12 protein-coding genes are annotated in these 11,859 nt (G+C 64.1%); 1 reads left to right on the plus strand and 11 read right to left on the minus strand.

Features of this window, described 5'->3' with window-relative positions; all coding sequences use genetic code 11:
• Nucleotide 1: 1 nt before the first annotated feature.
• The 5 genes from ACWPVA_RS01535 to ACWPVA_RS01555 form a co-directional block, all read right to left on the minus strand.
• Entirely contained in the window at nucleotides 2-814 is an 813-nt protein-coding gene (locus ACWPVA_RS01535) for an ABC transporter permease (protein ID WP_454285997.1), read from the minus strand.
• Nucleotides 804-1,754, minus strand: a complete 951-nt coding sequence (locus tag ACWPVA_RS01540) for an ABC transporter permease (RefSeq protein ID WP_454285998.1) — start codon at nucleotides 1,752-1,754, stop codon at nucleotides 804-806. Before ACWPVA_RS01540 ends, ACWPVA_RS01535 begins: the two co-directional genes overlap by 11 nt.
• Complete coding sequence (locus ACWPVA_RS01545; protein WP_454285999.1) at nucleotides 1,751-2,740, minus strand: ABC transporter ATP-binding protein; 990 nt, start codon at nucleotides 2,738-2,740, stop codon at nucleotides 1,751-1,753. The genes ACWPVA_RS01540 and ACWPVA_RS01545 overlap by 4 nt, the downstream gene beginning before the upstream one ends.
• A gap of 212 nt (nucleotides 2,741-2,952) precedes the next feature.
• Entirely contained in the window at nucleotides 2,953-4,113 is a 1,161-nt protein-coding gene (locus ACWPVA_RS01550) for an ABC transporter substrate-binding protein (RefSeq protein ID WP_454286000.1), read from the minus strand.
• Between the two features lie 272 nt (nucleotides 4,114-4,385).
• Nucleotides 4,386-5,294, minus strand: coding sequence for a LysR family transcriptional regulator (locus tag ACWPVA_RS01555; RefSeq protein ID WP_454286001.1), 909 nt, complete (start codon nucleotides 5,292-5,294; stop codon nucleotides 4,386-4,388).
• Between the two features lie 196 nt (nucleotides 5,295-5,490).
• On the opposite strand from ACWPVA_RS01555, the gene ACWPVA_RS01560 reads away from it, so the two are divergent.
• On the plus strand, nucleotides 5,491-6,381 hold the full coding sequence (locus ACWPVA_RS01560; RefSeq protein WP_454286002.1) for a DMT family transporter: 891 nt from the start codon (nucleotides 5,491-5,493) through the stop codon (nucleotides 6,379-6,381).
• A gap of 40 nt (nucleotides 6,382-6,421) precedes the next feature.
• Here the strand turns inward: ACWPVA_RS01560 and ACWPVA_RS01565 are convergent, their stop codons facing one another.
• From ACWPVA_RS01565 to ACWPVA_RS01590, 6 genes are read right to left on the minus strand one after another with little or no spacing between them, the layout of a single operon-like run.
• The gene (locus ACWPVA_RS01565; protein ID WP_454289499.1) at nucleotides 6,422-7,345 is read right to left on the minus strand and encodes an ArsA-related P-loop ATPase; all 924 of its coding nucleotides are present in this window, start codon (nucleotides 7,343-7,345) and stop codon (nucleotides 6,422-6,424) included.
• Entirely contained in the window at nucleotides 7,302-8,189 is an 888-nt protein-coding gene (locus tag ACWPVA_RS01570) for a TRC40/GET3/ArsA family transport-energizing ATPase (RefSeq protein ID WP_454286003.1), read from the minus strand. Before ACWPVA_RS01570 ends, ACWPVA_RS01565 begins: the two co-directional genes overlap by 44 nt.
• Nucleotides 8,190-8,223: 34 nt before the next feature.
• Complete coding sequence (locus tag ACWPVA_RS01575) at nucleotides 8,224-9,132, minus strand: metal ABC transporter permease (RefSeq protein ID WP_454286004.1); 909 nt, start codon at nucleotides 9,130-9,132, stop codon at nucleotides 8,224-8,226.
• Nucleotides 9,129-9,989 (minus strand): metal ABC transporter permease, encoded by an 861-nt coding sequence (locus ACWPVA_RS01580; protein ID WP_454286005.1) that lies wholly within the window; start codon nucleotides 9,987-9,989, stop codon nucleotides 9,129-9,131. Before ACWPVA_RS01580 ends, ACWPVA_RS01575 begins: the two co-directional genes overlap by 4 nt.
• Nucleotides 9,970-10,869 (minus strand): manganese/iron ABC transporter ATP-binding protein, encoded by a 900-nt coding sequence (locus tag ACWPVA_RS01585; RefSeq protein ID WP_454286006.1) that lies wholly within the window; start codon nucleotides 10,867-10,869, stop codon nucleotides 9,970-9,972. Before ACWPVA_RS01585 ends, ACWPVA_RS01580 begins: the two co-directional genes overlap by 20 nt.
• On the minus strand, nucleotides 10,866-11,753 hold the full coding sequence (locus tag ACWPVA_RS01590) for a metal ABC transporter substrate-binding protein (protein WP_454286007.1): 888 nt from the start codon (nucleotides 11,751-11,753) through the stop codon (nucleotides 10,866-10,868). Before ACWPVA_RS01590 ends, ACWPVA_RS01585 begins: the two co-directional genes overlap by 4 nt.
• Nucleotides 11,754-11,859 lie beyond the last annotated feature (106 nt).

Raw genomic sequence — 11,859 nt, forward strand, 5'->3', positions numbered from 1 at the left:
GCTATTTGCCGCTGCCGGAAATCTGGTCGGTGTCGCGGGTCAGGTAATAGGCGGCGAGGATCGGCAGGAAGGTGACGATCACCACCAGCATGGCGACCACGTTGGTAACCGGGCGCTGGCGCGGGCGGATCAGTTCTTCCAGCATCCAGATCGGCAGGGTGGACTGCTGGCCGGCGGTGAAGGTGGTGACGATGACCTCGTCGAAGGACAGCGCGAAGGCGAGCATGCCGCCGGCGAGAAGGGCCGTGGCGATGTTCGGCAATACGACATAGCGGAAGGTCTGGAAGCCGTCGGCGCCGAGATCCATCGAGGCCTCGATCAGCGAACCCGAGGTGCGCCGGAAGCGGGCGACCGCGTTGTTGTAGACCACGACGACACAGAAGGTCGCGTGGCCGAGGATGATCGTCCACATCGAGAACGGGATCTCGGCGAGCGAGAAGGCCGAGCGCAGCGCGATGCCGGTGATGATGCCGGGCAGGGCGATCGGCAGGATGACCAGCAGCGAGATCACTTCGCGGCCGAAGAATTTTGTACGCGACACGGCGGCAGCGGCCAGTGTGCCGAGCAGTAGGGCGACGACTGTGGCGATCGAGGCGACCTTCACCGACAGCGTCAGCGCTTCCCAGACGTCCGGCCGGTTCCAGGTGACGGCGAACCACTTGGTAGTGAAGCCCGGCGGCGGCCACTGGAAGCTCTTCTCCTCGGTGGTGAAGGCATAGACGAAGATCAAAAGGATCGGCAGGTGCAGGAACAGGAGACCGCCAGCAGCCGCGATCTTGAGGGGCCATCCGGCGGAGGAGCGGTCAGAGCGCATCGAATGCCCCCATGCGTTTGGCGGCCCACAGATAGACGCCCATGATGACGATCGGTACGACCGAGAAGGCGGCGGCGAGCGGCACGTTGCCGGCGGTGCCCTGCTGGGCATAGACGGCCTGGCCGATGAAGAGGCGCGAGGAGCCGACGATCTGCGGGATGATGTAGTCGCCGAGCGTCAGCGAGAAGGTGAAGATCGAGCCGGCGATCACGCCGGGCAGCGCCAGCGGCAGCAGCACGTGGCGGAAGGTCTGTCCCGGCCGGGCGCCGAGATCGCCCGACGCCTCGAGGAGATTGCCGGGTACGCGCTCGAGTGCGGCCTGGACCGGCAGGATCATGAAGGGTAGCCACACATAGATGAAGACGAGGAAGGTGCCTATATAGCTGATCGACAGTGAATTTCCGCCGATCACCGGGATCGCCAGGATAGCGTCAAGCAGCCAGGTCAGGTGCAGTTTGGCAAAGGCCCAGGTGAGGATGCCTTCCTTGGCGAGGATCAGCTTCCAGGCATAGACCTTGACCAGATAGCTCGACCAGAGCGGCAGCATTACGCCGATATAGAAGAAGGCCTTCCATTTGCCGGTGGCGTAGCGGGCGGCATAGTAGGCAATCGGGAAGGCGAGTACGGCGGAGGCCAGCGTGACGGCGGCGGCCATCAGCACGGTGCGCAGTATGATGTCGAAATTTGCCGGGTGGAGTAGTTGACGATAGGTCGAGAACGTCAATTCGTAATTGATCATCCCGGAGAATTCGTCGATCGAGAAGAAGCTCTGCAGCAGGAGCGCAATCAGCGAGCCGATGTAGATGATGCCGAGCCAGAGTACCGGCGGGATCAGCATCAGCATGAGCAGCAGGGCGGGGCGGCGCCAGAACAGGTCCGACAGGCGGCCCATCAGGCCGCCGCGGCCGGGCAAGATCGATGTGGTGACGACCGCGCTCATGCGACGCCGTCCATGTAGTGGAGATCTGACGGCTGCCAGGAAAGTCCCGTGCCGGAGCCGACTTCCGGCACGGGTTGGCCTGCCGGCACCATGACCGACAACGCAATGTTGCCGGCCGAGACAGTGAGCCTTGTGGCGGCGCCGAGAAAACTCCTCGAGCGCACGGTTGCGGGAATGCCGCCCTCGGTGACGAGGCTGATGGCCTCGGGGCGCAGGCTTGCCCAATTCGTTTCGCCACCGAGCGTCTTCATGTCGTCGGGCGAGATCACATTGGAGGAGCCGACGAAATCGGCGACGAAGCGCGTCTTGGGGCGATTGTAGATCTCTTCCGGCGTACCCGCCTGGACAATCTTCCCGTCGTTGAATACGGCGACGCGGTCGGCCATGGACAGGGCCTCGCCCTGGTCGTGGGTGACGAAGATGAAGGTGATGCCGAGCGAGCGTTGCAGCGTCTTCAACTCTTCCTGCATCTGCTCGCGCAGCTTCAGGTCGAGGGCGCCGAGCGGCTCGTCCAGCAGCAGGACCTTGGGCTTATTGACAAGCGCGCGTGCGAGCGCCACGCGCTGGCGCTGGCCGCCGGAGAGCTGGCCGGGCTTGCGCGTGCCGTAGCCTGGCAGCTTGACGAGATCGAGCGCGTCTTCGGCCTGCTTCAGCCGTTCGGACTTTTCGACGCCCTTGACCATCAGCCCGTAGGCGACGTTGTTGAGGATGTCGAGATGGGGAAACAGCGCGTAGTCTTGGAACACCGTGTTGACGTGGCGGCGATAGGGCGGAACGCCCTCCGCCGTCTCGCCGAAGATCTCGATATGGCCGGATGTCGGTTGTTCGAAGCCGGCGATCAGGCGCAGGCAGGTCGTCTTGCCGGAGCCGGAGGGCCCGAGCATGGCGAAGAACTCGCCGGGCGCGATCGCGAGATCGACAGCATCGACGGCCTTGACGGCGCCAAAATGGCGCGACACCTGCGAGAATTCAACTGCTGCGGTCATGGGGACTCCGGTCGAGGTTTGGACTTCTCGCCCCTTGTGGGAGAGAAAGCGATTTCAGCATCTTAGCCTTGGCCAAGTGCTAGAAATCGCAAGTGAGGGGTCGCGTGCGGAGGGGACCCCCTCACTTGCAAAAATCTAACGTCTAGCACTCGCTGCGCTCGGCTAAATCGTTGATTTTGCTTTCTCCCCCACCAAGGGGGAGAAAGGGCTCGTCAACGGCCGCCGATCACGCCGATGTAGTCGGAGACCCAGCGGTGATACGGAACGCATTCGCCCTGGCTTTCGCACTTCGAGGTCGGCGTCTTCCAGAAGCTGATCTTCTCGAAGTTGTCGTAGCCGTTGGTCGTGCAGCCCTCGTCGGTCAAAAGCTCATTGCCCTTGCAGGCGGCCGGGACGGAGGGAACGGTGCCGAACCAGGCGGAGACGTCGCCCTGGACCTTGGGCGAGAGCGAATGCTCCATCCACATGTAGGCGCAGTTCGGGTGCGCGCTTTCGGCGTGCAGCATGGTGGTGTCGGCCCAGCCGGTGACGCCTTCCTCCGGGAAGGTCGAAGCGATCTTAGCGCCCTCGGCCTTCATCAGGTTGACCTGGAACGGCCAGGAACCGGAAGCGACAACGCCTTCGTTCTTGAAGTCGTCGATCTGGATCATGGCGTCGTGCCAGTAACGGCCGACGAGCTGGCGCTGACCGCGCAGCAGCTCAAGGGCGGCCTTGTACTGATCTTCATTCAGCTCGTAGGGGTCCTTGATGCCAAGTTCCGGCTTGTGCTTCATCAGGTAGAGGGCGGCGTCGGCGACATAGATCGGGCCGTCATAGGCCTGGACACGGCCTTTGTTGGACTTGCCGTCGGCGAGCGTCATTTCCTCGAAGACGACCTTCCAGCTGGTCGGCGCCTGATCCTTGAACGCTTCGGTGTTGTACATCAGCACGTTCGGGCCCCAGACATAGGGCGTGCCGTAGTGTACGCCGTTCACCGTGTGCCAGGGGGCGTTCTGCAGGCGCTCGTCGATGGTGCTCCAGGACGGGATGAGATCGGTGTTGATCGGCTGGACGCGCTTGCCGGCGACGAGGCGGAGCGAGGCGTCGCCCGAGGCGGTGACGAGGTCGAAGCCGCCTTCGTTCATCAGGGCGACCATTTCGTCCGAGGTCGCGGCGGTCTTGACGCTCACCTTGCATCCTGTGTCGGCTTCGAACTTGCTGACCCAGTCGTAATTCTTGTCGGTTTCGCCGCGCTCGATATAGCCGGCCCAGGCGACGATGGAGAGCGCACCTTCGCCCTTGCCGAGTTCCTTCAGCGGTTCCTGGGCAATGGCATTGGTGGTGAAGCTGGCAACGGCAATGATTGCGGTGCAGGACTGCAATAATTTCTTCATGGCAATTTCTCCCGGTTGGGGGCCGCCTTATCGCGGCGTTTGTTCCCGATCGTGAAGGTGACGTGAAATTACCGCATTCGCAAATTCATTTGTCAGAAAGGCGCTATCGGTTTTTCCGAAAGGTCAAGGGGTGAAGACCCCTCCCCACAAGGGGGAGGGGCTTTCCAAGAAAGCTGCGGCAGGTTCGTGGCCGAACGGTCCCGCGCGTGTACTCCCCCCTTGTGGGGGAGATGGCCGGCAGGCCAGAGGGGGATTTACACAGGTTTGAAGTCCTACCGTCCCCGCCCGCTTCTCAGCGCTTCGGCGATGCCGACGAAGTCGCGGGCCGATTGGGGCAGGCTCGAGCCCTTGCGCCAGACCATGCCGACCTGGACGACGGGGAGGGCACCGGAGACGTCGCGGCTTTCGATGCGGTCGCCTTCCAGCGACCAGGGGCGGTAGACGAGGTCGGGCAGCAGCGCCACGCCGGCGCCGGTCGCTACCAGGCTGCGTACCGCCTCCACCGAGCGGGTGCGGAAGGCGACATGCGGGCGGGCGCCGAGCGCCGAGAGGAGCTTGCCGGTGTTCTCCTCGATTTCGTCGACTGTCAGCATGATCAGCGGTTCGCGGGCGATATCGGCAATCGAGATGATGTCGGCGGAGACGAGCGGATGGCCCATGGGTAGCCACAGGCGATAAGGCGAGGTTTCGAGGATTTCCGCCTGCAGCGCCATGCGGTCGCGCAGGTTGGAGATGACCATGACGGCGACATCGAGTTCGCCGCCGATCAGCAGATGCTCAAGATAGGAGCCGTTGTCCTCGATGGCTGAGACCTCGACACCCGGGCAGGCGCGGCGATAGCGGGCGAGCAGGTCGGAAAGGACGTAGCCGGCGACGAGCGAGGTGACGCCGATATTGAGCGTTCCGCCGGTGTTTTCCTGTGTATCGGAAAAGGCGTTGCGCGCATCCGAGACGCTTGACAGAATTTTGGTGGCGTGGCGCAGGAACTGATGGCCGTTATGGGTGATCGACAGGCCGCGCGGATGGCGCTCGAACAGTTCGACGCCGAGATCGCCCTCGAGTTCCTTGATCGCCTCGGTCACCGAGGACTGCGAGATCGACAGGTTCTGCGCCGCCCGCGTCACGGAACCTTGCTCGGCGACGGCGATGAAATATTGCAATTGGCGAAGCGTGAAGGCCATGGCCGGTTAGAGCATGGCGGTGGGCGAAAGGGCAAGCGGCGGCGCGGATTGCGATCCGAGGCGGGAGATCTGCTCGTTTGCCACAAGGCAGATGTGCAAATTACCGACTTTGCAAATGCCAAGAGACGTATACGATCGATTCGCCTCCTTTCTCTGCGAAGGAGCCATTTCTGCTCCTTCCACGTCAGACGGTTTCATGAAATCAACGCCGCTCGGCTATGCCTTTGCCATCATCGCCTTCACCATATTTTCGGTGCAGGACGCCGTGTCGAAGCATCTCGGCATGCACTATCCGCCGGTGCTGGTGGCGATGTTCCGCTATTGGGCGTTTGCCGCCTTCGCCATCCTGTTCGCCATGCGGGCACGCGGTGGGCTGAGGGCGGCGGTCGCCACCAAGCGCCCGTTCCTGCAGATCGCCCGCGGGTTGCTGCTGGCGGTGCAGATCCCGATCGCCATTGCCGCGTTTGCCAAGGTCGGGCTTGCCCAATCGCAGGCGATCTTTGCCGCCGGTCCGCTGATTGTCGCGCTACTGTCGGTGCCGATCCTCGGCGAAAAGGTCGGATGGCGGCGCTGGACGGCGATCGGCGTGGGCTTGTGCGGGGTCTTGCTGATCCTGTCCCCAAGCGGGGACCAGTTCAGCCCGTTGGTGATCCTGCCGATCGCGACGGCCGTGATTGGCGCGCTCTACGGCTTGATGACGCGGCTGGTCAGCCGGGTCGATGGGCCGATGACGAGCTTCTTCTACATTGGCACGGTCGGGGCCGTGGCGCTCTCGATCGCCGGGCCGTTCTTCTGGACGGAGATTTCCGCCGCCGACTGGAAATGGATGATCCTGCTCTGCTGTACCGGCATTGCCGGGCACTATCTGCTGATCAAGGCCTATGACAATCTCGATGCCGTGGCGGTCCAGCCGATCACCTATCTGCAGCTCGTGCTGGCCTCGGGCATCGCCGTCATGGTTTTCGGCGAGGTGCTTCGGGTCAATATGGTGATCGGCGCCGCGATCGTCGTCGGCGCCGGGCTGTTCACCGTCTGGCGGGAGAATGTGCTGGCAAGGCGGAATTCAGCGGCTCAACCCGGAAGGTAGGTGGCCGGGCCGCTGCGGCGACACGGTTGTTGGAACGACCTCAATCCCCTGCGGCAATCTTGCGCAGTTCCTGCAATCCAACCGGTGCGACCGCACGGAAGTCGAGCCCGTAGACCCGGCTGGCAAAATCGCGTTTCACCCGCTCGATCTGGGCCGCCTCGCCCTTGATCCGGGCGCGCAGCAGCGGGTCGCGTGTGCCGGTAATCGCCATCGACTTGTTGACCACCCAGCCATAGGGCTCGATCCTGGCGCGGCGAAGATCCTCCTGCAACGTGCCGGCTTCGGAGACCGGCGTGGTTTCCGGCAGGGTGACCAGCAGGACGCGGGTATAGGCGGGATCCTGCAGGCGCATCAGTGGGGTTACCATGCGGCCGGGGGCGTTTTCGTCAAGGTGACGTGTCATCTGGCGGTGATAAGCGCCGGTCGCGTCGAGCAGCAGCAGGGTATGACCGGTCGGTGCCGTATCGATGACGACGAAGCTGCTCCTCGCTTCACCGACAACACGCGAAAAGGCGTGGAAGACGGCAACCTCCTCGGTGCAGGGGGAGGCCAGATCCTCGCGCAGCAGGGCCTTGCCATCCTCATCGAGGTCGCGGCCCTTGGTCGTCATGATCTTGTCGATATACAGCGCGGTTTCGGCCTCCGGGTCGATGCGGTCGACGGTCAGGCCCGGCATGGCATCCGAGCCGACGACGAAGGAAAGATGGGCCGCCGGGTCGGTGGTCGTCAGGTGCACGGAATGGCCGCGTGCGGCCAGCCCGATTGCCACGGCGGCGGCTACCGTCGTCTTGCCGACTCCACCCTTGCCCATCACCATAACGAGACCCTTGCCGCTCGCGGCAATGTTGTCGACGAGGGCCGAGAGACGCGGCAGGTCGGTGACGGCGGGCAAGCTGCCAGTGCCGGAAGCGGTGACATCGTCATTCGGCGCGAAGAGGGCTCGCAAGGCCCCGAGCCCGACCATGTCGAAGGATTTCAGCGGCACCTCGTCGCGCGGCAGGGAGGCGAGGGAGGCGGGCAGTTCGGCCAGTGCCGCAGCCTGCTCGGCGGCGAAGGCCGCAGCGACCGTGTCGCCCGGACCGGAGGGCGTGAAGCGGCCGTTGACGGCGAGCATCTGGTTGGAGAGGCCGAGTTCGCTGAGCTTCTCCGGCCGTGCGCGCTGCCTCGCGGATCGCGCCGCGCTCGGCACGGGTCACCAGCACGATGGTGGTGCGGGCCGGGTCGCCCAGGCATTCGAGTGCGTCGCGGAAGCGATCTTCCTGCATCTTCAGGCCGGAATGCGGTCCAAGGCAGGAGGCGCCGCGCTCGTTGGCCTCGAGGAAACCTGTCCAGGCCTTGGGCAGGCTCAGCAGCCTGAGCGTGTGGCCGGTGGGCGCCGTGTCGAAGATGATGTGGTCGAACTGCGGATTGTCGTCGGCGAGCAGGTCGACGAACTCATCGAAGGCGGCGATCTCGGTGGTGCAGGCGCCGGACAGCTGTTCGCGCACGGTCGCCTTCTCGGTGTCGGTGGCGGCCGGGCCCATCTGGTCGAGCACACGGGCGCGGTAGTCCTCTGCCGCCGTCTCCGGGTCGATGTTCATGGACAAAAGGCCGGGCACGCCCGGCACCGGGGTCGGATCGCTACCGAGCGCTACGCCGAGCATTTCATCGAGATTGGAGGCCGGGTCGGTGCTGACCAGCAGGACTTTCAGGCCCTTGTCGGCCAGCGCGATCGCGGTGGCGCAACTGATCGAGGTCTTGCCGACGCCGCCCTTGCCGGTGAAGAACAGGTGGCGGTTCGGTTTCGTCAGCAGCATCAGTTCGTTCATGCGCCCGGTCCTCGTTGATTGCTCCTGTTTAGAGCTAAAGAGGATCGGACGAAAGCGCGTTGATCCTGGGCAAGGCTTCTTCCGTGCCGTCGGTCAGCGGCTCAGACTGTCCGCGCATGTCGCGGGCCTTCCAGACGGTGCGCAGGAAGGCGAGGATGAAGATGGCGGTCATCACCAGCACGATGGTCGGGGCCGGCGCACTGTCGATGAGGAAGCTCAGATATATGCCGAGGAGCGTGGAGCTGGTTGCCACGATGACGGCGGCCAAAAGCATGGTCTGGAACCGTCGGGTGATGAGGAAGGCGATGGCGCCGGGGGCGACCAGCATGGCGACCGACAGGATGATGCCGACGGCCTTCAGGGCGCCGACCACGGTCAGCGACAGGACGGCCAGCAGGCCGTAGTGCAGGAGCCTGACCGGCAGGCCGATGGCCCGGGCATGTTGCGGGTCGAAGGCGTGGGCCAGAAGATCCTTGCGCAGGATCACCAGGAAGGCGGTCGCGGCAAGGGCGATCAGGCCGGTCTCGAGGAGGTCTAAGGGCAGGATGCCGAGCATGTCGCCGAACAGGATATGGTCGAGATGGACGTCGGATTCGACCTTGACGAAGAGCACGAGGCCGAGACCGAACATACCGGAGAAGACGATGCCGAGCACTGTGTCCTCCTTGATCCGGCTGTTCTCCTTCACATAGCCGGTGGCGAGCGCGCAGATCATGCCGGCGACGAAGGCGCCGACGGCAAGCGGCAGGCCGACCATGTAGGCGATGACGACGCCGGGCAGCACGGCATGGGAGACGGCGTCGCCCATCAGCGACCAGCCCTTCAGCACCAGGAAGCAGGAGAGCAGGGCCATCGGCACCGCGATCATCAGCGTGACGGCGAAGGCCGAGAGCATGAAGGGCAGCTGGAACGGCAGGAGCAGCAGCTCAAGGGTCTCGTTCATGGCGTCAGCTCCAGTGCTTGCGCCGCACGGCGGCGGGCGGCGAGCATGCCGTGCTTCGGCGCGAAGACGAAGGCGAGCAGGAAGAGCAGCGTCTGCAAGACGACGATCACGCCGCCGGTGGCGCCGTCGAGGAAATAGCTCGCATAGGCCCCGGTGAAACTTGTTCCGGCGCCGATCAGGAAGGCGAGCACGATCAGCCGCTGGAAGCGGTCGGTGAGCAGATAGGCGGTGGCGCCCGGCGTCACCACCATGGCGACGACGAGGAAGGCGCCGACCGTCTGGAGGGCGGCGACCGTCGAGCCGGCGAGCAGGGTGAAGAAGACGATCTTCAACAGGTCGGGGCGCAGGCCGATCGAGCGGGCGTGGTTCTCGTCGAAGAAGGCAACCATGAAGTCCTTCCACTTGGCGGTCAGCACCACGAGGCTGACGCCGCCGATCAAAACGAGCTGCAGCGTGTCGGCCGGGGTGATAGCGAGGATGTTGCCGAGCACGATGGTCTGGATGTTCACCGAGACCGGCGAGAGCGACACCATGAACAGGCCAAGGCCGAAGAAGGAGGTGAAGATCAGGCCGATGATCGCGTCTTCCTTCAGCCGCGTGCGCTGGTTGAGGAAGAGCATGGCGGCGGCGGCGAGCCCGCCGGAGAGGAAGGCGCCGAAGGCAAAGGGCAGGCCGAGCATGTAGGCGCCGGCGACGCCCGGCACGATGGCGTGGGAGAGGGCATCGCCGATCAGTGACCAGCCCTTGAGCATCAGATAGGCGGAGAGAAAACCGCAGACCCCGCCGACGAGCGCGCTCACCAGGATGGCGTTGCGCATGTAGTCATAGGTGAAGGGTTCAAGCAGCAGGCTTGTCATCGACTTCTTCCGGGACTTTGTCCGTTTGCGGCTTGCCGTAGATGACGAAGGGGCGTTCGTCGTCGGTGATGACCTTGAGCTGGCGCGCATCGGCGTCGTCATGCAGGTCGGCGCCGCCGAGAACGAAGTGGCGCAAGGCCCCGCCGAAGGCGGTCTTCAGGTTCTCCTCGGTAAAGGTTTCCTCGGTCGGGCCGGACGCGATCACCGTGCCCTTGACGAAAATGGTGCGGTCGCAGAATTCCGGTACGCTGCCGAGATTGTGGGTCGAGACCAGCATGACGCGGCCTTCGGCGCGCAGGTCGCGCATCAGGGCGACGATCTGTTCCTCGGTGTTGACGTCGACGCCGGTGAAGGGTTCGTCGAGCAGGATCACCTGTCCTTCCTGGGCGAGAGCGCGGGCGAGGAAGACGCGCTTGCGCTGGCCGCCGGACAGTTCGCCGATCTGGCGCTTGCGGAAGTCGCTCATGCCGACCCGCGCCAAAGCGTCGGCGACCATCCTGTGGTCGTTGCGCGAGGGGATGCGGAAGAAGTTCATGTGGCCGTAACGGCCCATCATCACCACGTCCTCGACCAGGACCGGAAAGTCCCAGTCGACCTCCTCGGCCTGGGGTACGTAGGCGATGAGGTTCTGGCGCAGCGCCTGGCGCACGCTCATGCCGAGCACGCTGATCTCGCCGGCGGCGAGCGGCACGAAGCCCATGATGGCCTTGAACAGGGTCGACTTGCCGGCGCCGTTGACGCCGACGAGCGCGGTGATCGTGCCCTTGGGGATCGAGAAGCTCGCGGCCTTGAGCGCGGTGAGGCCGTTGCGGTAGGTGACCGTGACGTTCTCTGCGGTCAGGCCCTCGGGCCGTGTTCTGGTGCTGCGTCCCATGATCATCGGGCAAGCCCCTCGGCGATGGTCGAAACGGTGACCTTCAGCAGATCGATATAGGTCGGAACCGGGCCGCCGTCCTCGCTGAGTGAGTCGACATAGAGCACGCCGCCATAGGCGGCGCCGGTCTCCTCGGCCACCTGTCGGGCCGGCTTGTCGGAAATCGTGCTCTCGGAGAAGATCACCGCGATCCGGTTTTCGCGCATGGCGTCGATTACGGCGCGTACCTGCTGCGGCGTGCCTTGCGCATCGGCATTGACCGGCCAGAGGAAGAGTTCCTTGAGGCCGAGGTCGCGGGCGAGATAGGAGAAAGCACCCTCGCTGCTGACCAGCCAGCGCTTTTCAGCCGGCAGATCTGAGATCTGTGCCTTCATCGGTTCGATCTCGGCGCGGATCCTGTCGGAATAGGCCTTGGCATTGGTGGCATAGGCATCGGCGTTTTGCGGATCGACGTCGGCCAATGCCTTGCGGATGTTCTCGACATAGATCAGCGCATTGTCCGGCGACATCCAGGCATGCGGATTGGGCTTGCCTTCATAGCCGCCGCCGGAAATGTCGATCGGCTCAACGCCGTCGCTGATAACGGCGGCCGGCACCGAGCCGAGATTGGCGAGGAATTTTTCGAACCAGCGTTCCAGGTTGAGGCCGTTCCACAGCACCAAGTCAGCGTCGCGGGCCTTGAGGATGTCGCGCGGCGTCGGTTGGTAGTTGTGGATCTCGGCACCCGGTTTGGTGATGCTGTCCACCTCGGCCAGATCGCCGGCGACATTGCGGGCAATGTCGGCGATGACCGTGAAGGTGGTGATGACCTTCGGCTTCTCGGCCGCCGCCGCGCCGATCGGCAGCAGCACGAGGGCGGCAGCGAGAAAGCCGGCGATGCGGGACAGCATGAAAACTCCTGAGGCTTCTTGCGAATAATTCTCATTCAAAGTTAGGACGGATTTCGGCATTGTCAATGCTTTTTGCGAGCGGTTCGCAAAGAGGGCTCGATTCTGA

The organism is Rhizobium arsenicireducens, assembly GCF_964021225.1.